The sequence below is a fragment of the Mesobacillus boroniphilus genome, from assembly GCF_018424685.1.
GTDB lineage: Bacteria > Bacillota > Bacilli > Bacillales > Cytobacillaceae > Mesobacillus > Mesobacillus boroniphilus_A.
Genome location: NZ_QTKX01000001.1, coordinates 55,639 through 77,692 on the forward strand (window position 1 = coordinate 55,639; position 22,054 = coordinate 77,692).

Below are 22,054 nucleotides of genomic sequence, written 5' to 3' on the forward strand. Positions count from 1 at the left end.
CTTATGCTTCCTCCTTAGATTTCTTCCAGATTATCAGGCTTAATGAAAAAATAATGATAAATGCAGTTAAAGCCAGGAATGGGATTGAAATGAAACCAAGCCAGTTGATATATTGGCCTGTACAAGGCACTCTCCCGCAAGTATCAGCATTGTCAGCCATGAAAGGCACCTTTTGCAATGAATAATGGTACAGTGAAATCAATCCGCCGACAGCTGCCATAATCATCGTATAAAAGGAAATCTTATAATCTTTTTTGACCACAGCTATACCCAGTATCAAGGCAAAAGGATACATCAGGATTCGCTGATACCAACACAGCAGACAAGGCTCATACTGCCGGATTTCTGAGAAATACAAACTGCCAAACATGGCGATGATCGATGTAGCCCAAGCCGCAAATAAAAACGACTCCCTCGGATCTTTTTTCGTCTCTTTCAAGCTAATCTCCCCTAAGCTATGTAATCTCTATTTAAACATTCTTTATAAAAGAAATATCTCTCATTACATCTTAAGGAATGTAATAAAATAATTCAATTAACATTATGTGAAATAATTTTTCCCAATATAAAGGGAGAAGCTAAATAAAGAGTTATAACCGATCCATTTAGGGTATAGGAATATGATGATGATTTTTAGTTTTATTCTTTTTTTACATAAGAAGTAACAGTAAAGGCCTTATACAAAGCGAATTTATTTATTGAAAGGATGCAGGATAATATGAGTGAATTGGATTTGTCCAAATTTGAAAAACGAATGATCATCCGCAACACGAAGCAAGAGGATATTGAAGAAATCATTAAAATGCAGAACAGCTGCTTTCCTGGGATGCAGCCATGGAAGCTTGATCAGCTGGAAAGCCATCTTGAAATCTTTCCTGAAGGCCAATTTGTCGCTGAATATGATGGGAAGGTAGTTGGCTCCTGCTCAAGTCTGATTATAAACTTTGATGAATACGATGATCGCCACAGCTGGGATGATGTCACAGATGAAGGCTATATTACGAACCATAATCCAGATGGCTATAATTTATATGGAATTGAAGTCATGACCCATCCGGAGTTCAGAAGGATGAAGGTCGGATACCGTTTGTATGAAGCAAGAAAGGATCTGGCAAGGCAGATGAACCTGAAAAGTATCATCATCGGCGGCAGGATCCCAAATTATCATCTCCATGCAGAAGAAATGTCACCTCGTGAATATGTACGCCAGGTCGCATCGCATAAAATCTATGACCCGGTACTCTCATTCCAGTTGAGAAATGACTTCACGCTGATGAGGATCAATCCTAACTATTTGCCGGATGACCTCCAGTCCAATAAATACGCGACATTGATGGAATGGAATAATGTTGACTACCAGCCAAAGTCGAAGAGGTTCTATAAAACCAGCAACCCAGTCCGAATTTGCGTTGTCCAGTATATGATGAGAAAAATCAAGTCCTTTGAAGATTTGGCACACCAGGTTGAATACTTTACGGATGTTGCTGCGGATGCTGGCTCAGATTTTGCGGTATTCCCGGAGATCTTTACGACACAGCTTATGTCATTCATGGATGAAAAATCACCTTCGCTCGCTGTCCGAAAAGTGACTGAATACACAGAGCAATATATTGAACTTTTCACGGATTTAGCAGTCCGGTACAATGTCAACATCATCGGCGGCTCGCATTTGGTAAAAGAAGATGATGATGAGATTTATAATATTTCTTACCTTTTCCGTCGGGACGGCACAATCGACAAACAATACAAGCTTCATATTACGCCAAATGAACGAAGATGGTGGGGCATCAGCCGCGGGGATGAATTGAAGGTATTCGATACAGATTGCGGCAAAATCGCAATACAGATCTGTTATGATATTGAATTCCCTGAGCTTGCGCGGATTGCCACTGATATGGGAGCAAAAATCATCTTCACGCCGTTTTGTACCGAGGATCGCCAGGGGTATCTGCGGGTCCGTTACTGCGCTCAGGCGAGAGCCGTCGAGAACCAGGTCTACACCGTCATTTCGGGTACGGTCGGAAACCTGCCGCAAACAGAAAACATGGATATCCAATATGCCCAGTCTGGAATTTTCGCGCCATCTGATTTCGAATTTGCCAGGGACGGCATTGTCGGAGAAACGAATCCGAATATTGAAATGGTCATGATTGGCGATGTGGACCTTGAAATCCTGCGCCGCCAGCGCCAGGACGGCACAGTCCGCCAACTGAAAGACCGCAGACACGATATTTACCGCATTCAGTATAAGAAGTAGAACAAGTTACAGCACCTGGGGAAAAGAGCTGAATTCCCCAGGTGTTTTTCAGTGTTATTTGAATTGGCTGAGACCGTAACTCGATAATCATTTTGACTTCCAATATGAAACCTTGAAATCCCATCAACCGGAAAAAGAGGTCACCACTAAGGGTGATTAGTGCCCTAAATTGCCAGAAACAAGAAAAAGAGGTCACCAATAAGGCGTATTGGAGCTCTGAAATTTTAGGAGCTGGAAAAAGAGGTCACCAATGAGGTGGTGTAAATCCCAAATATCACTGAAATGATACGAAAACAATTTAACAAGTTAGCACAAAAATTATCAAACATGCTCAATCTTGTTTTATAATTAGCTGTAAGATTCAAATCTTATTTACGGGAGGTCATTTGATGGATTGGAAAAAGAAAGCCGAGAAATGGCTTGGTTTTACGGGATTGGACCCGGAGCTTAAAACTGAGCTTGACTCATTTAAAGAAGACGAGAAGCATTTAGAGGAAGTTTTTTATAAAAACTTGGAATTCGGGACTGGTGGCATGCGCGGAGAGATTGGCGCTGGAACCAACCGGATGAACTTATACACTGTTCGCAAGGCATCTGCCGGACTGGCAGCATACATAGAAGAACAAGGGAATGAAGCGAAGCAGCGTGGTGTGGCGATTGCTTATGATTCCCGCCATAAATCACCTGAATTTGCTATGGAAGCCGCAAAGACATTGGCAACACGCGGCATCCAGACATATGTTTTTGAAGAATTGCGCCCTACTCCGGAGCTGTCATTCGCGGTACGGCATCTGCATGCTTATTCAGGAATCGTCATTACCGCCAGCCATAACCCGCCTGAATATAATGGCTATAAAGTATATGGTCCTGATGGCGGCCAACTGCCTCCAGATAGTGCTGATGAAGTAATCGCGAAGGTAAACGAAATTGAAAATGAATTATCAATTGAGGTAATGGACGAGCATGAGTTAAAGGAAAAAGGTTTGATCAAGATGATTGGATCTGAAGTAGACCGTGCTTATCTCGAGAAACTGATGACGATTTCCGAAAATCCAACCCTGGCAGATGAAGCCGATGTAAAAGTGGTATTCACACCATTGCATGGCACTGCCAATATGCCTGTCCGGAATATCCTGACCAACCTTAAATATCAAAATGTAACGGTAGTAAAGGAACAGGAGCTCCCTGATCCTGAGTTTTCGACTGTAAAAAGCCCGAATCCAGAAGAGCATGCAGCATTTGAGCTGGCCATCCGTGAGGGAAAGAAAATCGATGCAGATGTGTTAATCGCCACAGACCCGGATGCTGACCGTCTTGGTATTGCTGTAAAAGATCCGGCTGGGGAGTACGTTGTCCTGACTGGAAACCAGACTGGGGCACTGCTGCTGCATTATATCCTGACGCAAAAGAAAGAGAAAGAAACTCTCCCAGCGAACGGAGCCGTATTCAAAACAATCGTGACATCCGAACTTGGCCGTAAAATTGCTTCGTCTTTTGGAATCGAAACAATCGATGTCCTTACTGGTTTCAAGTTCATAGCTGAAAAAATTAAACAATACGAAGACTCAGGAGAATATAAATTCCTGTTTGGGTATGAAGAAAGCTATGGATATTTAATTGGCGACTTTGCCAGGGATAAAGATGCAGTCCAGGCTGCGATGCTTGCTGTCGAGGTTTGCGCATATTACAAAAAGAATGCCATGTCTTTGTACGAAGCGCTTCTAAGTGTATTTGAAAAATATGGTTACTACCAGGAAGGGCTTCGTTCCCTCACGTTAAAAGGAAAAGAAGGCGCAGAATTAATCCAGAAAACACTGGGAGTCTTCCGCCAGGCGCCGCTTAAGCAGCTCGGTGAATTGAAAGTCACGGCAGTGGAAGATTATTTAACAGGTGTAAGAGTGAATGAAAACAACGAGGAAGAAAAAATCCAGCTTCCTTCTTCTAACGTTATTAAATACTATCTTGAGGATGGCACTTGGGTGTGCCTTCGCCCTTCTGGAACTGAGCCAAAAATCAAGTTTTATTTTGGTGTGAACGACAAGAGCCTGTCAGAAAGTAAGCAGAAACTCCAAAAAATCGAACAGGATTTCATGGAGGTAGTTGAAAAGAAGATGGAAGCAGCAAAGAACCTCTAAGACAACTAAGATTTAGCTGAAAGGAAGTATTCACATTGTTAAAAGAACAAGTCGCAATCGTTACAGGCGCATCAAGAGGAATTGGCAAGGAAATCGCCGTGAAATTGGCTGAGCAGGGAATGAAGCTGGCGGTTGCAGGAAGTTCAGAAGAAATCAACAAGACAGCAGAAGAATTGAAACAAAAAGGTTTCTCGGACGTTATTGCAATCCAGACTGATGTCAGTGATGAGCAGCAGGTAAAAAATCTTGTAGAAAAAACAGTGGAAACATTCGGCCAGGTTGACGTACTCGTCAATAATGCGGGGATCGGCTTTTTCAAACTGGCAGAGGAAGTAACGGTTGAAGAATGGAAAAAGCTATTTGAAGTGAATGTCCAGGGTGTATTCCTTGGAGCGAAAGCCGTACTGCCACATATGAAGGAGCGTAAATCAGGAACTATCATCACGATATCTTCGGATGTTGGCAGATACACGATTCCAAACGGAAGTGCCTATACAGCTTCAAAGTATGCTGTCCAAGGATTTAGTGGGGCACTTGCACAGGAAGTTAGGGAATATGGAATCCGTGTTGGCACCATCAATCCAGGCATGGTTGATACATATTTCGCTGACTCGGAGCAAGGTCTTCCTGAGAAGCATGACTGGCTGAAGGTGGAGGATATTGCGAACGCAGTTGTCTATATGGCTTCTGCACCGAAGCATATGCTAATTGATGAAATCGTCATCCATCCGCTTGTACAAAATTATCCGATTGCATAATGACAAAATTCGAAGAGGAATTTCCTCTTCGAATTTTTTTGTTTGAAAAAAATGTAGTTGCAATAAATCGTTCTAAAGGGGGAACTACGACTTTTGGCTGAGAGAGAATTCAGACTTTTTTCAAAAGCGGAATCTTCCGATTAAAGATATAATATATGAAAATGGGGGGATTTGATGGCTGGGGATAAAGCGAATTCAGATGTCGGAATTTTAAAGGAAATCGCTGAACTATTGAACGAGGGCACAGAGATTAATCGTGTTCTGGCAGAGGTATTGAGAAGGCTGCTGCATATAACAGGACTTGAGACAGGCTGGATCTTTCTGATTGATGCGCAAGGAGAATACCAGCTGGCTGCAAAGGCTGAATTGCCTCCTGCACTATCCTTGGACAATTTTGCCCCGATGTGCGAGGGTGGCTGCTGGTGTGTCGACCGCTATAATGATGGAAGGTTGAATAAAGCGACGAATATCTTCGAATGTAAAAGGCTTGAGGATGCAATAAACAATAACAGTGGTGAAACGAATGGATTGACCCATCATGCCACTGTTCCTTTACGAGCTGGAGATGAAAAGTTCGGTGTCATGAATGTAGGCTCACCACATAAAACTCACTTTAACAAAGATGAACTTGCCTTGCTTGAGGCAATTGCGTTCCAGATTGGAACGGCAATAAAAAGGATAAGGCTTGCCCAACAGGAACAGGAACTCGCGTTAGCAGCTGAGCGGAACCGCCTGGCCAGGGATCTTCATGATTCAGTGAACCAGCTTCTTTTTTCGCTGAGTTTGACGGCAAGAGCTGGTACAGAAATGGCGGATCATCCAGAATTAAAAGAAACTTTTTCATATATTCAGGACCTGGCGCAGGAAGCTCAGGGGGAGATGAGGGCGCTGATCTGGCAATTGCGCCCACGCGGTCTCGAAAACGGCATCATTTGTGCGCTTGCTGGTTATGCGGAGTTGCTGGATTTACCACTGGAAACGAAAGTAACTGGCGTTTCAAGCCTTCCAGGAAATGTGGAAGAAGCGCTCTGGAGAATTGGCCAGGAAGCACTGGCCAATTGCAAAAAACATTCCCGGGCTGAAAAAGTACTTTTAACACTTGATACGTCCGGTGGAGTGGTACAAATGAAAATCCGGGATGATGGCGCAGGTTTTAATTTTAATCCGGAACAGGAACTTCCATCACTAGGTTTGAAAAGCATGCAAACACGGGCTTCCTCGCTTGGTGGCAAGCTTGATATCCACAGTAAACATGGCAAAGGGACAATGATTATTGTGAGGATTCCGATATGATTAAAGGGGAGGAACGGGGGATGACAATTAGAATCCTTATTGCGGATGACCACCATGTCGTAAGAAGAGGATTGGTTTTTTTCCTTAGGACACAGGAACAAATTGAAGTCATCGGGGAAGCTGGGAATGGGAAAGAAGCTGTAGAGCTTGCCCGGACACTGAATCCAGACATTATCTTAATGGATTTAATCATGCCGGTTATGAACGGGATTGAAGCGACGAAAATCATCAAGGCAGAGAACCCTGATATTAAAATAATGATGCTGACCAGCTTTTCAGACAGTGAGCATGTGATCCCAGCCATCGAAGCAGGTGCATCAGGCTACCAGCTCAAAGATATACAGCCAGATGCACTGGTGAAATCAATCATCAGAATCATTGAAGGTGAAAATCAGCTGCATCCAAAGGCAACATCGCTTGTTTTAAAGCATCTTTCCAGCCATAGACGCCATGAGAGAAAACCGCTAGATGAGCTTACAAGGCGTGAGCTGGAGGTTCTGAAAGAAATCGCCAGCGGCAAAAGCAATAAAGAAATTGCAGCATCATTGTACATTACGGAAAAAACGGTCAAAACGCATGTTTCCAATGTACTTGCAAAATTGGAATTGGCAGACCGGACTCAGGCGGCGCTATTTGCTGTCCGAAATCGCCTGGTTGACCAGGAACCGCCATCTGCATAACTGGATTCGAAATATGGTATTTCATGCGGAAGAAAAACCAATAATTAACAATGAAAATCAGAATAAAAAATAACAAACACGGCACCTTAATATAGGTGGCCGTGTTATTTTTTTGGTGGAATTCTCTTGTTAAATCGAGCCGGTTACAGCGGTTTCCAGGTAGTCATCGCCGGCGGCTTCATTTGCGTGGTCGATATATCTTAGCAGGGAATACAGACGCTTTTCAATGACAGTATAATCTTTTTCAAAGTTGTAAGCGTGGAGAAAATGTTCAATCTTCTTGGCCAGGAACTGGTCCTCTGTCCTAACCATAAGGATGAGCAAGTTATCCCATTGGGATCGGTGCGTGTAATATAAAGCACGATCGTAATCCGTTTTAGTCATATCCAATCCTCCTTATGAGGAGTTGATAATATTATATGGAGTTCCCGCCGGAACTTCCTCAGAAAATGTTGGACGACCTTGTTTACTGGGCTTTTCAAGTTTTACCTGTATAATTGGGCATTCAAATGAACTTGAAATGGCTGCATATTGAAGAAATAAAATAGCTAAAAAGGAGCGTAAAATGAAAAAGTATTTTGTCGCTATGGTGGTATTGTTGATTTTGTTACTTGGAATCCTAAAGGTAGATATCAGTGCGCAAAGGCCTGATTACGAAAAGTATGGACGAATCGCTACTGCTGTGATTAAAGAGGACTTTCCTGGCGAAGCCATCCAGGATTATAAGTATATGGGCCGGAAACAAATAGACGATCGCCAGGTACTCGATTCATTTCAGTACAAAATCAGTGTTAATGGAAAACCGGTTATTATGACAGTGCAAATCACACACGATTTGAAAAATAACAGGCTGCTGAGCCTTACAGTTACCGAACAACCAGAGCAGTAAAGTTTCTAACCTGTTCATCTTTCTCCCTTTTTTCTCATACATTGTTGTAAGAGATGAAAGGGGGAGAGATGGTGTCGGAAGATCAGAAGTCACTAGAATATGCCATTTCTGAAATTACCGAAATCGCTAAGGGTTTCGGGCTGGACTTTTATCCGATGAGGTATGAAATATGTCCTGCAGAAATCATCTATACATTTGGTGCCTATGGAATGCCAACAAGATTTTCCCATTGGAGCTTTGGGAAGCAATTTCATAAAATGAAGCTCCACTATGATTTAGGCCTCTCGAAAATCTATGAACTGGTCATCAATTCTAATCCGTGTTATGCCTTCTTGTTAGATTCCAATTCACTGATACAGAACAAATTAATTGTTGCCCATGTCCTTGCTCACTGTGATTTCTTTAAGAATAATATCCGTTTCCAGAATACGAAGCGTGATATGGTTGAAAGCATGGCAGCAACGGCGGAGAGAATTCGTAAATATGAAATCCAGCATGGAAAACAAAAGGTTGAATCATTCCTTGATGCAGTATTGGCTATTGAAGAACATATCGACCCGTCGCTGATGAGACCGAAGCTCGCTTGGTCAATGGAAGATGAGACTGAGGACGATGAGCCAATGTCTGCAGCGACGCCATATGATGATCTTTGGAATCTTGATGCAAAAAAGGAAGAACCTAAAGAGAGGAATAAGAAAAAGAAGTTTCCGCCACGCCCGGAGAAGGATCTGCTTTTGTTCATTGAAAGTTATAGCCGTGAGCTAGAGGATTGGCAGCGGGATATCCTGACGATGATGAGGGAGGAAATGCTCTATTTTTGGCCACAGCTTGAAACTAAAATAATGAACGAAGGCTGGGCTTCTTACTGGCATCAACGGATTCTCCGGGAAATGGACCTGACAAGCGGCGAATCAATCGAGTTTGCAAAATTGAATGCTGGGGTGGTGCAGCCATCAAAAACGGGGATCAATCCATATTATTTAGGAATCAAAATTTTTGAAGATATTGAGGAACGGTATAATAATCCGACTGAGGAAATGAAGCGCCGTGGAGTACTACCAGGGTCAGGTCGGGAAAAAATGTTTGAAGTCCGTGAAATTGAATCGGATATTTCATTTTTACGCAATTACTTGACTAAGGATCTGGTCATGCGTGAAGATATGTATCTTTTCCAAAAGCAGGGACGTGAATATAAAGTCGTTGATAAAGCGTGGGAACAAGTTCGCGACCAGCTTGTCAGCATGAGAGTTAATGGTGGATTTCCTTATTTGACCGTGACAAATGGCGATTATTTGCAGAATGGGGAGTTGTATATAACGCACAGCTTCGAAGGCATCGAGCTGGACATTAAATACTTGGAAAAAGTACTCCCATACATCCATCAGCTATGGGGCCGAAAATGCCACATCGGAACGATGGTCGAGGGCAGGGCAATGCTTTACACCTATGATGGAAAAGGAATCCATCGCAAATATTTATAAAGATAAAATAAACCGCTGTTTTCAGCGGTTTAATTTTTTTTGTGTAAAAACCATAATAATAAGGTATTTAAAATATAGACAAGCTATTTATTGAACCAATTTTAAAAGTAAGGCATAATTATATATATGAGCATATATTCATATATATAAAAGGAGGCGAACACATGGGTCATAATCATTCACACGGTCATAGCCATAGTCATGGGCACGGCCATAGCCATAGTCATACAAGTAATAAAAAGGCTTTATTCTGGGCTTTTCTCCTAATCGCTACTTTCATGGTTGTAGAGGTAATTGGCGGGGTACTCACAAACAGCCTTGCACTGCTTTCAGACGCAGGCCATATGCTGAGCGATGCGGCTGCGCTTGGGTTGAGCTTATTCGCGATTAAGCTTGGTGAAAGGAAGGCTACACAATCAAAGACGTATGGCTACAAACGTTTTGAAATCATCGCAGCTGCTTTAAACGGCCTAACGTTAATTATCATTTCGATTTATATATTTGTAGAAGCATACCATCGGTTTGCAGATCCTCCAGAAGTACAAAGCATGGGAATGCTGACGATTTCGGTCATTGGGTTAATTGTCAATATCATCGCAGCATGGATATTGATGAGTGGAGACAAAGATGAGAACTTGAATGTAAGAAGCGCTTTTCTTCACGTGCTGGGAGATATGCTTGGCTCGGTTGGGGCAATAACAGCTGCATTGCTGATTTACTTTTTTGACTGGGGAATTGCAGATTCCATCGCTAGCGTCGCGGTTGCTATTCTGATCATCATCAGCGGCTGGAGAGTGACGAAGGAGAGCTTCCATGTATTGATGGAAGGCACGCCTGAGCAGATTGAATTAAATGAAGTGAAAGAAGAAATAATGAAGATTCCCGAAGTGAAAGATGTGCATGATGTCCACGTTTGGTCGATCACTTCAGGGGTCTTAATGCTAAGCGGGCATATTGCCGTGGAAGGGGAAGGAGCACATGACCGAGTGCTTCACAAGGCCCAAACGCTTTTGCACGACCGCTTTGGGATTGACCACAGTACCCTTCAGGTAGAAGGGGAAGAGCACGGGTGCCCATGCGCCCATGGACCTTGCAATTGATAAATACCAGTTTCTAATCACAAGTAATTTTTAAATAGGTGAAAAAAACATGCCGGCCAATATTGATGGGCGAACATCAATGATGGCTGGCATGTTCTATGCTTTGCTTTAACAGGCCGATGACGTGTTCGTCGTCATGCGTGTAATACAGCGATGTACCCTCTCTCCTGAATTTGACAAGTCTGAGGTTCTTTAAGAAGCGCAGCTGATGTGAAACGGTTGATTGCAGTAATGAGAGCTTTTCTGCTATTTCATTGACCGAATGTTCCCCCTGAAATAGCAGATGGAGAATCCTGAGTCTGGTCGGATCTGAAAGGGCCTTGAAGGTCTGTGACACCATAAATAATGTTTCCTCATCCAATTCCATTTCAGGAGAGTTAATTTTCTTTTCTTCCAAGTTAATCAGCCTCCTGCCTCTATTATAACTTATGAAAGAGAAATCACGGCTGCAAAATCAGTCAAAGAATTTCTGCCACTACCTATTAAGGATGAATAACTTTCCCCAATGAGGAGGAAATCTAAAACCATGCAGATAGCGGATGGTAAATGAGCAAATGAAGAGGAATCCCCAAGGTCCGATGATAAACTTTAGATATGTAAGCAGGAAGTAGGTGATACGATGGACGAGAATAAAACACTTGAATCAAAATACATCCAGCAGCACCTAGCAAATGAGCGAACATATCTGGCCTGGGTCCGAACATCAATCGCAATAATCGGGATTGGTTTTTTGGCATCAAGTCTGCATTTCAATAATATTAGGTCTGTAAGCCAGGCTGCAGACACGATTGCTGTTTTTGTCAGCATCTTTTCTTTGCTTATTGGGTTGTTGATCCTATTCTTTGCAACCACACATTATTTTTCAGTACGAAAAAATATTAACAGTCAAACCTTCGAATCAGCTAGTAACCTGATAAAAGTATCTACAGGAATAATTTTTTTGATTTTTTTGTTACTCGGTTTTTATTTAATCAGCATATTATTTTGATTGGCTGTATTTGCATTTGTTTTTGAATTATCCTCCCTGATCCACATATGAATCTGAACTCTCTTTTCGGGGGAACTCTGATCCGGCAGTACCTAAAAAACTTTAGCGGAAAAGTTCTCGGATAACAAACATTAGTTTCCGGTGCTGTTCTCCTTAGGTTTTTTATGGGTTACAAGACCATCATAATTGGTGATATATAGCTCTATCTCTGGCTTGGTGGACAGACAGTGAGCCTTCATAAGCTGATAATAGTTCACCCTGTTTAGTGGATCATAAGGCAGCATGGGATATTCCTTATGCTCTTTCACATAAAGGTCTACAGCTTTCTGTACTAAATCAATCGTTACTGCGAGATTTTTTTCTTCCTCATCGAAAATATCGTAAGTTTCCTTTGACATGTAAAAGTTTCTTGATGGAATTCCTTTAAGGATTGGGGCGAGTTGCTCAACATCAATGCAGTTATCTTCCTTAACGAGAATTGTTCGATAAACGCCTTTCGGCAGCTGTTCCGAATAAATGCGTACTGCTTGTTTTATATCTTCAACGCTAGTCTCAATGATAGGCCAGGCCTTTGGTGTTTCCTGTGGTATTTTTTTCGTCCTGGCAGCTAAAAGAATGTATATGGCCATGCCTCCAACGGAACCCAAAACAGTCAAGTATGGGAATAAATCAAGCACGAAGTCAATAATATAACCGATGATTGGCCAGACTAATGCAATTGCGGCTTTCAAACCAGGTGTTCCTGGAAAAGCTCTGTCATTCTCCGTATCCATCTGAATCCCCTCCTTTCAAGGTCAAGAAGTGCCTTTATTTCACAATAGTCGGATCACTCATACGGTGATGTAGAAGTGTAGAGCTTAATAAACGTATTTGGGTTAAGATGTCTGTGGTTTTGCCGATATAAAAGTAAGAGTCTGTGCTTTTTTGAGAAGAGGCTAACATGGTGATTAAAGCAGGACCTGGGCGGGCTAAAAGAAAATGGGGTTGCTCCTACTATTATTATATAAAATTCTTTTTATGAGTGGTAATGTCTAGTGTTGAAAATTATGAAAATAAGATTCTTAACAGGTCAATTAGACAGTGAATATTGTATAATATTTAGAGAGCTTCATTCTTTTTTTCGGATATTGTTATACGAAATGTCTGGCAAACTCCGGCTTTTACAGAACCGCTAGTACATGAAAGCTAATAAACCAGACAGAAATGAGGGGCAGGATGGATATTCCCCATATGTACATATTTGACTTGAATAATATAGCCTTGACTGTCGTCTTTTCAATCATCTCTTCAATTTTGGCTGTTGAATTCAGCAGGCAAATCAAAAGAATAAGTGAAAAAAAGAAAAGTAAAATTGCTCTGTATTCTGTGGTGTTGGCATTTACATTCTGGCTGACTCATCTTTTTGTGATTATTTCAGCTGGAGTCCCATTCTCTACGAGCAATTATTATTTATACTTTTTAATCTTTTTTGGAATTTGTGCGATTGGATCATTTGCAGCACTTAGTTTAGCACAAAGGGAGATTGCGAATACTTCACAGTACATATTCACGAGCATATTAATTGCGGCAAGCATTTTGATCGCTGATTTTACGGCTTTCTACATAATCTTCAAGAATGCCATTACTATACAGCCGATTTTTGCAGCACTATCAGTTTTCATGGTTCTTGTTACCTCATTTTTGCTGCTGAGATTTTTGATGCAAATTACGAATGAGGATATTTATGAGTTTGTGAAAAAGTATAAGTACATCGGCAGCGTACTTGGCGGCATTGCACTGGCAGGTATTCCTTATATCATCCTCACATCAATGATGACAGTAGTAGAGGGTGAAGGCCCTCATTCGGCCTTGGCACCGTTCATCTTCATGGCGGCTGCAAATTTATTATTCATGCTCGTTCCAGACCTGTTTGGCGAAAAATTGATCATGAAGAATGTCCAGTCCCATCTATCCTTGTTCAGCCATAACCCTGATTCTGTGTTCAGGGTCGATTTGCAAGGTTATATTTTAAGTGTCAATAAAGAGGCAGTTGAAATGACAGGGTACATGGCTAATGAATTAGCTGGGCTCCATTTCATTGATCTGATTGGTGGAAACGAGGAAGAACAGAAAATCAGGAAATATTTCAGGAAAGTCCTTAGAGGCGAGACGAAATTGATTGAAACTACCCTCAAAAGGGCTGATTCAACATACGCGGAAGTGAGAATCACAGCCGTCAGGATCATCGTCAAAAATACAACAGTTGGTGTTTTTGGAATCGTCAGGGACATAACAGAGCAAAAAAAAGCAGACAAGATGATTGAGTATCTGGCATATCATGATGAGCTTACTAATTTGCCTAACAGACGGAATTTAGAGAAAGTGATGGCTGAGCTGTTTATTAAGGATGAAGCATTTTCCTTGATTTATCTTGATTTTGACCGCTTTAAAAGAATCAATGATACATTTGGACATTCGTTTGGTGATAAGATTTTGATGCAAATCGGCAAGAAGCTTGCAGAAGTCGTGCCGGAGGAATGTCTTGTTGCAAGAATTGGCGGAGATGAATTCGCGATTCTTGTTGCTGAAGGAAACAAGCCAGACCAGATCGCCAATAAGGTTGTGCGGGCATTCCAGTCACCGCTATTTGCCGAGGGCATGGAATTTTTGATCACGGCAAGTATTGGGATTTCCAAGTATCCAGAAGATACGGATAACCTTGAATTATTACTGAAATACGCTGATATGGCAATGTATAAGGCGAAAGAAAACGGCGCGAACCACTTTCAGTTTTTCGACCAAAGCATGGTGGATCAGAACCTGAATAAGTTTGAGCTTGAGAATGATTTGAGGAACGCTATAAATAGTGATGCTCTCACCGTTTTTTACCAGCCTAAATACAATGCAACAACAAATGAAATAACCGGGGCTGAAGCTCTGGCAAGATGGAAGCATCCTCGCCATGGAATGATTCCTCCTGGTGTATTCATCCCGATTGCCGAGGAGGCGAACTTGATCGTACCCCTCGAGAGATTAATCATTAGGCAGGTGTTCAGCCAGCTTGTCACATGGAAGGAGCAGGGATTCGATGTTCCCCGCACATCAATCAATATCTCGATCATACATTTTTACCAGGAGGATTTCGTGAAATTCATGCAGCTTGCGCTTAAAGAGTACGATCTTTATGGTGAATTGATTGAAATCGAAGTAACTGAAAGCATCATGATCAAGAAGGAAGATAGTATCAACGCACAGCTTCAGTCACTAAGGGAAATTGGAATCGAAGTCAGCATTGATGATTTTGGCACAGGATACAGTTCTTTGAGCTATTTAAGTAAACTTTCAGTCGACCGTTTGAAAATTGACCAAAGCTTCATTTCGCACTCCCAGGAAAACCGCGAAATCATATCAACGATTGTTTCTATGGCAACGAACCTGAAGTTAAAGGTCATTGCCGAGGGGGTTGAAACAGAATCGCAGATTGACCTGTTGAAATCACTGGGCTGTCAAGAAGTTCAGGGCTATTTCTACTCACCACCTTTGCCATCTAATGAATATGAAACAATGATGAACAGGAAGCTTCAGGAGACCTGACAACCGTTTTGACTGACTGCGTTGATTGTGTTACTATTCCTATTATGAAAAGTCCTCTAGGGTTCCGCAGCTTTGCTGGACTGGTCCGAGAGAGGGCGCACAGGAATGCCTGTGTACACGGAGGGACAAAAACCCGGGAGATATCTATGATATCTTCCGGGTTTTTTCATGAAAGGGGTTAAGAGGAATGGCTTGGTTATTTTTAATAATTGCTGGCATATTTGAAGTCGTGTGGGCCATTGGCCTGAAGTATACAGAAGGATTCACCAAAACGGTACCATCGTTGATCACCCTGGCAGGAATGGCGATAAGCTTTTATTTCTTGTCGATGGCAGTCAAAACCTTGCCAATTGGTACGGCATATGCAATCTGGACTGGAATTGGAGCTGCAGGAGCAGTCATTCTGGGAATTGTCCTGTTTGGAGAGCCTCGTAATCTTTTAAGGCTGATGTTCGTCGCCTTCATTCTAGTTGGAATCATCGGATTGAAGGCCACATCAGGAAGCAATTAATTATTTTCAAAGAGCAGGCTCGCAAAAAATTGCAGTCTGTTTTTTAATTTCATTTGCAAATTTAACCAGATTATATTATGATTCCGATAGTACCTTTTATTACTAGGTAGGTGATAGGATGTTTAATCGTGAACTTTTAAAAGGGAGCACTTCCCTTGTACTGCTCCAGCTGCTGAATGAACGGGATATGTATGGTTACGAGCTTGTTAAAGAACTGGATAAGCGCAGTGACCACAGTCTTCAGGTAAAAGAAGGAACCTTGTATCCAGCATTGCATAAACTTGAAAAGCAGGAATACATTGAATTTTACTGGCAGGAGCAGGAAAAAGGCCCAGCAAGGAAATATTATCGGATCACTGAGGAAGGAAAAGAAGTCCTCATAGAGAAAACAGAAGAATGGCAGCAATTCGTCAATGTTATGAACAAAGTTATCAGGAGAACGAAAAATGATCCAGTTAAAGATTGAGTTTCTCACCCAGCTTAGCAGGCACCTAGGAAAGCATCCCGACAAGGAACAGATTTTGGCTGAATATGACAGCCATATCACAGAGATGCTGGCTGAGTATAGCGGCATGCAAATAGAAGACGCGGATATCAGCACGGACATTTATTCAAGATTGGGGACTCCCGAAGAAATTGCGGATAGCTGGCGTGAAGAATTATCAACGACACCAATGAAAACTCAATGGGTTTTCATTTTGGCAAATCTTGTTTTCTTTGTTGGAGGCACTATCCTGACCCTCGTACATAATCTTTTTGATATCCCTTTCATCGACATCGCGTGGAAAAGCATCACTTCGATTCCTGCTTTGATCATCTTACTTTATCTCTTCTTTTGGGCACTGCTTGGATATGAGATAGGCAAAGGATTTGGCCATAAAGGGAGAAGATTGATGAAAAAAACGTTTATCCTGTCCATCGTGCCGAACATCATTCTTATGAACCTGACTTTGTTCAGGCTAATACCGCATGACTGGTTCCAGCCGCTGCTGAGCCCGCCATTCATTCTTATATGTATTCTTTTCACAGCACTATTGTATCCAATTTGTTGGATTGGATATAGATGGGGGAAAAAGGCTTCCATCTAATTTTTTTGGTCTAATACATAGAATATCTATGTATATAGGATTAAAAAGTATTTTTTTGACTGAATACCTAGTAATTCTAGGTGAAAGGAGAGATTGAAAGTGGAATTCAAAATGAAAAAAGGTGACTGGATTTTTTTCATGGTCTGTCTTGCTTTAGGGATTTTGGCGGAAAGGTCTTTTTTGCATGGCCAAATAGGATTGTCGTATCCTGTTTTTATTACTTGCTTTTATGGTGTTTTTTTCTGGAGGTACCGTTCATTCTCTTTTACGAATAAAAAGCTTGGATTATTATTGATTGCTTCTATATGGCTGCTCGCAACCAGCTTTTTCATGTATTCGAATACGATATTATATTTGCTAAACATCCTGGTGATCCCCCTGATGGTCCTCATCCAACTTGTGCTTGTCACCTACCCGACGGAAAACCAATGGCATAGATGGCCGTACGTCCAAAAACTCTTTTTATCAGTAGGAGCAGCGATTGCCTATGTGTTCAGGTTCATAATGTATGGACCTAAATTGGCTATCAGAGGACTTGAAGAAAAAAAGAGTGCTACGATTCGAAAAGTGTTGATTGGGGTGGCTATTTCATTACCACTATTGTTTGTCATCGTCAATTTACTGGTCTCTGCTGATCAGCAGTTCGGAAACATGCTGGGTACAATCCCAAGGTGGTTATTGGGATTGAAGATAGAGGAGGAGATCTTGCGTACAATCGCGATCACCATTTACACATTGGCGATCTTTGGTGTATTGCAGGTGTTAAGGGCTAAGCAGCCACTACCTGTTGAACAGCCTGCACAAAAAGAAAAGATGGCATGGGATAGTGTGGTCAGCCTGACAGTGCTAACTTTATTGAATATCGTTTACCTTTTATTCGTAATTGTACAATTCCAATATTTTTTCAGTGAAACATTGACAGATGGTTTTACGTATGCAGAATTTGCTCGCAGAGGATTCTTTGAACTGCTTTTTGTCACTATGTTGAATTTGTTGATCATTTCCACATTTGTTTCGTTTGTTGAAAAAGGCTCTAAAATATTAACGAGGGCTCTTCGCGGCCTGCTTTCACTACTCGTTATCTTCAGCGGAGTCATGCTGTATTCAGCTTTTATTCGGTTGTTCATGTATGAAGAGGCATATGGATTTACCTTTGCCAGGGTGTTGGCCCATTCTTTCATGATCTTCCTGCTTGTGATATTATGCTATTCCTTCATGAGGATATGGATGGAGCGGCTCTCGCTTGTACGTTTTTACATCATATCGGCTATCATCTTTTATACTTTGGTCAACACGATCCAGCTTGACCGATTTGTCGTCGAGCGTAATTTGGAGCGTTACTTAGAAACGGGAAAAATAGATATTTACTATCTGAATTCGCTGTCTTATGAAGGAGTCGAGGGATTGGTGGAGCTTTATAAGATTAATCCAGGTCACCCGGGTCTTTCGGACTTGTTGCTGCAAAGGAAGCAAGATTTGATGTATTCAGAAGAAAACTGGAATTCCATAAATATGTCCAGAAGAAGCGCTGAAAAAGCGTTAATGGACTTAGAGATGAAGTAACGATGAAATATGGCGGAAATGAAAACAAAAGTCCTCTTTGTTACCAGTTTTGTAACATATCGATGTGTTTAATGATGATAAAATTACCTTAAGCCAAATAACGGGGAGCCATGTGAAGTGGAAGGGTTATCTGAAATCATAAATCTCTTAAAAGGTATCGAGAGTTCAATTGACTCATTAAATAAAAGGACTGAAAACATCGAAAAAAGACTCGGCCGTCTTGAGAAAGTCGATAGCATAGAACATCGCGTAACCTCAAATCAAATCGATATAACAGATATTAAAGATGCACTTGAAAGAATGGAAGAAATGCAAAGCGCGAAAATCGAAAATATGTTAAAAGAATTACTGACCAAGGCAGAAATGAAAAACAATACGGAATTGAGCACGATCCACAAACGCCTTGATTCTCATTTGCTAAAATTGGGCAGAGTTGAGGAAGAAATCCTAATGGTCCAGCAGGAAAAATAGTTTTTTAGGAGATTGCGATAGAGCGCAGTCTCTTTTTTTATATCTTAAAGTCTGTAGAAAAAAAGGTATCCACAAAACTTTCATAAACTCGCAATCCCTTTATATATCAGGTTCTGGGAGATTCAAAAATTATATTTGTTCAGTTGTTCACAAAATATTTACCTTTACGGGACTGGGACGAAGTGTGCAGGAGGTATGATTAAGGTGTAATCATACATTGACTGAAATAGGCAGTTTAATAGAGTATATTTATCTTTGAGGTGAGTACTTTGAGATACGATTTAGTCCTGCTCCATGCGCCAAGTGTTTACGATTTCCGGAAAAATGCGCTGCTGGCCGGTCCGATAAGTGACGTTGTTCCGTCCTCTCCGGTATTTGAAATGTATCCAATCGGGCTGACGAGTATTGCTGAATATCTGGAACGCCAGGGCTTGCGGGTGAAAATCATCAACATCGCGAACCGTATGCTGATGGATGCAAACTTTGATGTAGAAAAGAAATTGAAAAGGATTAAAACACGGGCTTTTGGAATTGACCTTCACTGGCTGCCGCACGCTCATGGAAGTATTGAACTAGCGAAAATTGTGAAAAATCTACACCCTGAAACTCCTATGGTTTTTGGCGGTTTGTCTGCAACCTATTACCATAAAGAATTGATAGAGTATCCATTCATTGATTTTGTCATGAGGGGCGATTCTACTGAAAAATTGATGCTTCTTTTAATTAATAATATAAAAAACGGAACTCACCAGCTTGGCGGAATCCCTAACTTGACCTGGAAGGATGGAATTACTCCTGTTTACAATCCATTAAGCCATGTTCCTGACAGCCTTGATGAATTTGATATCCCTGGCTACCGATATACAATCAAGTCGGTCTTCAAGTATAAAAACTTCCTGGATCCACTGCCATATAACGGCTGGCTTCAATATCCCAATACAGCAATCCTCACGGCAAAGGGCTGTACCCAGGGATGTTTGATATGCGGCGGGTCTAAGCAGTCCTACAAGGATAACTGCAACCGGAAGGTCCTGGCTAAACGCTCGCCTGCGAAACTCGTGGAGGACATTCTCTTCATCCAGCGCTTCAGCAGGGCACCAATTTTCATTCTCCATGATATCCGCCAGGCAGGAAAGGATTATGTCGATGAATTCTTTGAGAGGCTAAGCAAGATTAACCTTAAGAATGAGCTCGTTTTTGAACTGTTCCAATATGCGAATGAGGAGTTTTTTGAAAAAATTGAGAAGGTTGTACCGAAGTACAGCATTGAATTGACCCTGGAAACCCATGATGAAAAAATTCGCCGTTACAATGGCAAATTCAATTGCACGAATGCAAAAGTGATTGAAACGCTGAGTGCTGCCTTAAGGCATAGCTGCAAGAAGATTGACATCTTTTTCATGGTTGGCATCCCGCATCAGGATTATCAAAGCGCACTTGATAACGTCGATTTTTGCGAGGAAATTCACAATGCCTGTGGAGGGGATAAGCGACTATCATACTTTGTTGCTCCGCTTGCACCATTCCTGGACCCAGCAAGCCCGGCTTTTGAAAATCCTGAAAAATATGGCTATAAGAAGTTCTGCCATACAATCGAGGACCATAGAAAGGCAATCACCCAGCCATCATGGAAGTACATGCTTAGCTTTGAAACAGATTATATGAACAGGGATGAAATTGTCAAATCTACCTATGAATCTGCCAGGAGCCTGAATGCTTTTAAGCTCAAATACGATCTTGTCGACAAGAAGACTCATGATGAAGTGAATGAGAAAATCACCAGGTCGCTTGAATATATAGAAAAAATCGATGAAATCATTGCTCTTCCCGAACAGGAAAAGAACCAGCAATTGACCATGCTTAGCAAGGAGATGGAAGAGGTCAATAAGTACAGTATTTGCGGAAAGCATGAACTGAAATGGGAAGTGAAAAAGCATTATGCTAATGTATTTTCGCTGACGGCAATCGGAATCGAGCTATTGGTAGAAGATATCTTAATAAATGTGAAACAGAAATGGAATTCCTATAATAAAAGGGTTGGAGAAACATCTAAGAGCAGGACGTAAATTTTGGAGAAGAGCCCATCAGGACATAATTCCTGATGGGCTCTTTTAGCAATCCTTACTCTAATTACTACATGCTAATCTAAATAGATGTTTAAAGAATACCTAAATGTGAAAAATGTAAAAGGACAATAAACAGGTATTGAGAAATAAAATAGCAAATCGGATGGAGGAATGTCATCAATGATAGAGTTTTTGAAAAGAGGAAATAAGTCTTCCGGAATTGCGGCGCTTGGGAATACATTCCTTGCTATAATCAAAGGGGTTGCTGCTGTAATCAGCGGAAGTGGTACGATGCTTGCGACGACACTTCATTCGGTTGCAGATGCATTGAATCAATTTTTTGTTTTCATCGGCAGTGCCATTTCAGAAAAAGAAGCAACCAAACGATTTCCAACCGGGTTTGGAAGGGTTGTCAACTTATTCGTACTTGTGGCTGTCATCATCATCTCGATTATGGCATATGAAACAGTCATCAAAGGGTGGGAGCTGATCCAGCATCCGAAATCTTCCTCCAATTTGTGGCTGAATGTCATTATCATGATAGTCGCGGTTCTTGTCGATGGAGGAATCCTGATAAAAGCAATGAAGGAAATTGCTCACGAAACGAGAAGTGAGGCAAAGGGGTTTGGAATCATTGCAAATGCGTTTAAGAATGTCAGTCTGGCAGCACCGCCGACAAGACTGGTTTTCTATGAGGATTTGATTGCGACATTTGGTGCACTTTTAGCATTGTTTTCTATTGTCATGGCTCATGTAACAGGATTTTACCTGCTTGACGGAATCGGAACATTGCTGATTGGCATCCTGCTGATTGGTATTGCTTTGAAAATTGGTTATGAGAACACCATAGGCCTCATTGGTGTTGCAGCACCTAAGGTTGTTGAGGACCGGATTGCCAAGCTGATCTTGTCAGACCCCGATGTCATTGACATCAATACATTGAGGATTGTCCAGGAGGGCAGGCAGTATCATGTTGAAAGCTACCTGGAGCTGCGCAAAGGACTGACACTGGCTGACGCTGATGATATCAAGTTCAGGGTCAGGGATAAGGTATTAACAGACCCGGACGTAGACGATGTTACAATGGGAATTATCGAAGCGGATGACGTCCAAACTTGGAAAATGTAAATGTAAAAAAACAGGCAAATTAAGTATTTGCCTGTTTTTCGTTTATACTAAAATTAAAATTTTGCACTTAGTT

22 protein-coding genes and 1 riboswitch are annotated in these 22,054 nt (G+C 41.5%); of the genes, 17 read left to right on the plus strand and 5 right to left on the minus strand.

Features of this window, described 5'->3' with window-relative positions; translation table 11 throughout:
- Position 1: 1 nt before the first annotated feature.
- Positions 2 to 439 (minus strand): disulfide oxidoreductase, encoded by a 438-nt coding sequence (locus DYI25_RS00345; protein ID WP_213365555.1) that lies wholly within the window; start codon positions 437 to 439, stop codon positions 2 to 4.
- Positions 440 to 718: 279 nt separating this feature from the next.
- On the opposite strand from DYI25_RS00345, the gene DYI25_RS00350 reads away from it, so the two are divergent.
- The 5 genes from DYI25_RS00350 (at position 719) to DYI25_RS00370 (ending at position 7,123) form a co-directional block, all read left to right on the plus strand.
- Entirely contained in the window at positions 719 to 2,257 is a 1,539-nt protein-coding gene (locus DYI25_RS00350; RefSeq protein WP_213365559.1) for a bifunctional GNAT family N-acetyltransferase/carbon-nitrogen hydrolase family protein, read from the plus strand.
- Between the two features lie 389 nt (positions 2,258 to 2,646).
- Positions 2,647 to 4,392: a phospho-sugar mutase gene (locus DYI25_RS00355; RefSeq protein WP_213365562.1), complete on the plus strand. Its 1,746-nt coding sequence runs from the start codon at positions 2,647 to 2,649 to the stop codon at positions 4,390 to 4,392.
- Positions 4,393 to 4,427: 35 nt separating this feature from the next.
- Positions 4,428 to 5,150, plus strand: coding sequence for an SDR family oxidoreductase (locus tag DYI25_RS00360; RefSeq protein WP_213365566.1), 723 nt, complete (start codon positions 4,428 to 4,430; stop codon positions 5,148 to 5,150).
- Between the two features lie 174 nt (positions 5,151 to 5,324).
- A complete protein-coding gene (locus tag DYI25_RS00365; protein ID WP_213365569.1) occupies positions 5,325 to 6,443 on the plus strand; it encodes a GAF domain-containing sensor histidine kinase in 1,119 nt (372 codons plus the stop codon).
- A 20-nt stretch (positions 6,444 to 6,463) separates the two neighbouring features.
- Positions 6,464 to 7,123 (plus strand): response regulator, encoded by a 660-nt coding sequence (locus DYI25_RS00370; protein WP_213365572.1) that lies wholly within the window; start codon positions 6,464 to 6,466, stop codon positions 7,121 to 7,123.
- 129 nt (positions 7,124 to 7,252) lie between these two features.
- Here the strand turns inward: DYI25_RS00370 and DYI25_RS00375 are convergent, their stop codons facing one another.
- Complete coding sequence (locus DYI25_RS00375; RefSeq protein WP_213365575.1) at positions 7,253 to 7,507, minus strand: YhdB family protein; 255 nt, start codon at positions 7,505 to 7,507, stop codon at positions 7,253 to 7,255.
- A 181-nt stretch (positions 7,508 to 7,688) separates the two neighbouring features.
- On the opposite strand from DYI25_RS00375, the gene DYI25_RS00380 reads away from it, so the two are divergent.
- The 3 genes from DYI25_RS00380 (at position 7,689) to DYI25_RS00390 (ending at position 10,593) form a co-directional block, all read left to right on the plus strand.
- The gene (locus DYI25_RS00380; protein ID WP_213365578.1) at positions 7,689 to 8,012 is read left to right on the plus strand and encodes a DUF3889 domain-containing protein; all 324 of its coding nucleotides are present in this window, start codon (positions 7,689 to 7,691) and stop codon (positions 8,010 to 8,012) included.
- 68 nt (positions 8,013 to 8,080) lie between these two features.
- Entirely contained in the window at positions 8,081 to 9,493 is a 1,413-nt protein-coding gene (locus DYI25_RS00385) for a SpoVR family protein (RefSeq protein WP_213365581.1), read from the plus strand.
- Positions 9,494 to 9,657: 164 nt separating this feature from the next.
- A complete protein-coding gene (locus DYI25_RS00390; RefSeq protein ID WP_213365584.1) occupies positions 9,658 to 10,593 on the plus strand; it encodes a cation diffusion facilitator family transporter in 936 nt (311 codons plus the stop codon).
- A 76-nt stretch (positions 10,594 to 10,669) separates the two neighbouring features.
- On the opposite strand, the gene DYI25_RS00395 is transcribed toward DYI25_RS00390, so the two are convergent.
- Positions 10,670 to 10,960: an ArsR/SmtB family transcription factor gene (locus tag DYI25_RS00395; RefSeq protein WP_213369302.1), complete on the minus strand. Its 291-nt coding sequence runs from the start codon at positions 10,958 to 10,960 to the stop codon at positions 10,670 to 10,672.
- Between the two features lie 252 nt (positions 10,961 to 11,212).
- Here DYI25_RS00395 and DYI25_RS00400 point away from each other — a divergent pair, with 252 nt between their 5' ends.
- On the plus strand, positions 11,213 to 11,581 hold the full coding sequence (locus DYI25_RS00400; RefSeq protein ID WP_213365587.1) for a YidH family protein: 369 nt from the start codon (positions 11,213 to 11,215) through the stop codon (positions 11,579 to 11,581).
- A 131-nt stretch (positions 11,582 to 11,712) separates the two neighbouring features.
- On the opposite strand, the gene DYI25_RS00405 is transcribed toward DYI25_RS00400, so the two are convergent.
- Positions 11,713 to 12,354, minus strand: a complete 642-nt coding sequence (locus DYI25_RS00405) for a DUF3939 domain-containing protein (protein WP_213365590.1) — start codon at positions 12,352 to 12,354, stop codon at positions 11,713 to 11,715.
- Positions 12,355 to 12,796: 442 nt separating this feature from the next.
- Between DYI25_RS00405 and DYI25_RS00410 the strand changes: the two genes are divergently transcribed.
- The 4 genes from DYI25_RS00410 to DYI25_RS00425 all read left to right on the plus strand — a co-directional run bounded on the left by DYI25_RS00410 (position 12,797) and on the right by DYI25_RS00425 (position 16,753).
- The gene (locus tag DYI25_RS00410; protein WP_213365593.1) at positions 12,797 to 15,154 is read left to right on the plus strand and encodes an EAL domain-containing protein; all 2,358 of its coding nucleotides are present in this window, start codon (positions 12,797 to 12,799) and stop codon (positions 15,152 to 15,154) included.
- Positions 15,155 to 15,199: 45 nt separating this feature from the next.
- Positions 15,200 to 15,296, plus strand: a riboswitch (guanidine-I (ykkC/yxkD leader).
- 45 nt (positions 15,297 to 15,341) lie between these two features.
- On the plus strand, positions 15,342 to 15,665 hold the full coding sequence (sugE, locus tag DYI25_RS00415) for a quaternary ammonium compound efflux SMR transporter SugE (RefSeq protein ID WP_213365596.1): 324 nt from the start codon (positions 15,342 to 15,344) through the stop codon (positions 15,663 to 15,665).
- 118 nt (positions 15,666 to 15,783) lie between these two features.
- Positions 15,784 to 16,131: a PadR family transcriptional regulator gene (locus tag DYI25_RS00420; RefSeq protein WP_213365599.1), complete on the plus strand. Its 348-nt coding sequence runs from the start codon at positions 15,784 to 15,786 to the stop codon at positions 16,129 to 16,131.
- On the plus strand, positions 16,112 to 16,753 hold the full coding sequence (locus DYI25_RS00425) for a DUF1700 domain-containing protein (protein ID WP_213365601.1): 642 nt from the start codon (positions 16,112 to 16,114) through the stop codon (positions 16,751 to 16,753). Before DYI25_RS00420 ends, DYI25_RS00425 begins: the two co-directional genes overlap by 20 nt.
- Positions 16,754 to 16,980: 227 nt before the next feature.
- On the opposite strand, the gene DYI25_RS00430 is transcribed toward DYI25_RS00425, so the two are convergent.
- Positions 16,981 to 17,118 (minus strand): hypothetical protein, encoded by a 138-nt coding sequence (locus DYI25_RS00430; protein WP_213365603.1) that lies wholly within the window; start codon positions 17,116 to 17,118, stop codon positions 16,981 to 16,983.
- Here DYI25_RS00430 and DYI25_RS00435 point away from each other — a divergent pair.
- The 4 genes from DYI25_RS00435 (at position 17,084) to DYI25_RS00450 (ending at position 21,981) form a co-directional block, all read left to right on the plus strand.
- Positions 17,084 to 18,316 (plus strand): DUF4173 domain-containing protein, encoded by a 1,233-nt coding sequence (locus DYI25_RS00435; protein WP_342032501.1) that lies wholly within the window; start codon positions 17,084 to 17,086, stop codon positions 18,314 to 18,316. The genes DYI25_RS00430 and DYI25_RS00435 overlap by 35 nt on opposite strands.
- Before the next feature lie 117 nt (positions 18,317 to 18,433).
- The gene (locus tag DYI25_RS00440; protein WP_213365608.1) at positions 18,434 to 18,787 is read left to right on the plus strand and encodes a hypothetical protein; all 354 of its coding nucleotides are present in this window, start codon (positions 18,434 to 18,436) and stop codon (positions 18,785 to 18,787) included.
- A 269-nt stretch (positions 18,788 to 19,056) separates the two neighbouring features.
- Positions 19,057 to 20,853 carry a TIGR04190 family B12-binding domain/radical SAM domain protein gene (locus DYI25_RS00445; RefSeq protein ID WP_213365611.1) on the plus strand — a complete coding sequence of 599 codons (1,797 nt, stop codon included), beginning with the start codon at positions 19,057 to 19,059 and terminating at the stop codon, positions 20,851 to 20,853.
- A 171-nt stretch (positions 20,854 to 21,024) separates the two neighbouring features.
- The gene (locus DYI25_RS00450) at positions 21,025 to 21,981 is read left to right on the plus strand and encodes a cation diffusion facilitator family transporter (protein ID WP_213365614.1); all 957 of its coding nucleotides are present in this window, start codon (positions 21,025 to 21,027) and stop codon (positions 21,979 to 21,981) included.
- Positions 21,982 to 22,054: the final 73 nt, after the last annotated feature.

Coding starts and splice junctions, on each gene's coding strand:
- DYI25_RS00350 (WP_213365559.1), top strand. CDS start 719: ATGAGTGAATTGGATTTGTCCAAATTTGAAAAACGAATGATCATCCGC.
- DYI25_RS00355 (WP_213365562.1), top strand. CDS start 2,647: ATGGATTGGAAAAAGAAAGCCGAGAAATGGCTTGGTTTTACGGGATTG.
- DYI25_RS00365 (WP_213365569.1), top strand. CDS start 5,325: ATGGCTGGGGATAAAGCGAATTCAGATGTCGGAATTTTAAAGGAAATC.
- DYI25_RS00370 (WP_213365572.1), top strand. CDS start 6,464: ATGACAATTAGAATCCTTATTGCGGATGACCACCATGTCGTAAGAAGA.
- DYI25_RS00375 (WP_213365575.1), bottom strand. CDS start 7,507: ATGACTAAAACGGATTACGATCGTGCTTTATATTACACGCACCGATCC.
- DYI25_RS00380 (WP_213365578.1), top strand. CDS start 7,689: ATGAAAAAGTATTTTGTCGCTATGGTGGTATTGTTGATTTTGTTACTT.
- DYI25_RS00385 (WP_213365581.1), top strand. CDS start 8,081: ATGGTGTCGGAAGATCAGAAGTCACTAGAATATGCCATTTCTGAAATT.
- DYI25_RS00390 (WP_213365584.1), top strand. CDS start 9,658: ATGGGTCATAATCATTCACACGGTCATAGCCATAGTCATGGGCACGGC.
- DYI25_RS00395 (WP_213369302.1), bottom strand. CDS start 10,960: ATGGAATTGGATGAGGAAACATTATTTATGGTGTCACAGACCTTCAAG.
- DYI25_RS00400 (WP_213365587.1), top strand. CDS start 11,213: ATGGACGAGAATAAAACACTTGAATCAAAATACATCCAGCAGCACCTA.
- DYI25_RS00405 (WP_213365590.1), bottom strand. CDS start 12,354: ATGGATACGGAGAATGACAGAGCTTTTCCAGGAACACCTGGTTTGAAA.
- DYI25_RS00410 (WP_213365593.1), top strand. CDS start 12,797: ATGGATATTCCCCATATGTACATATTTGACTTGAATAATATAGCCTTG.
- sugE (WP_213365596.1), top strand. CDS start 15,342: ATGGCTTGGTTATTTTTAATAATTGCTGGCATATTTGAAGTCGTGTGG.
- DYI25_RS00420 (WP_213365599.1), top strand. CDS start 15,784: ATGTTTAATCGTGAACTTTTAAAAGGGAGCACTTCCCTTGTACTGCTC.
- DYI25_RS00425 (WP_213365601.1), top strand. CDS start 16,112: ATGATCCAGTTAAAGATTGAGTTTCTCACCCAGCTTAGCAGGCACCTA.
- DYI25_RS00435 (WP_342032501.1), top strand. CDS start 17,084: ATGTATTCGAATACGATATTATATTTGCTAAACATCCTGGTGATCCCC.
- DYI25_RS00430 (WP_213365603.1), bottom strand. CDS start 17,118: ATGTTTAGCAAATATAATATCGTATTCGAATACATGAAAAAGCTGGTT.
- DYI25_RS00450 (WP_213365614.1), top strand. CDS start 21,025: ATGTCATCAATGATAGAGTTTTTGAAAAGAGGAAATAAGTCTTCCGGA.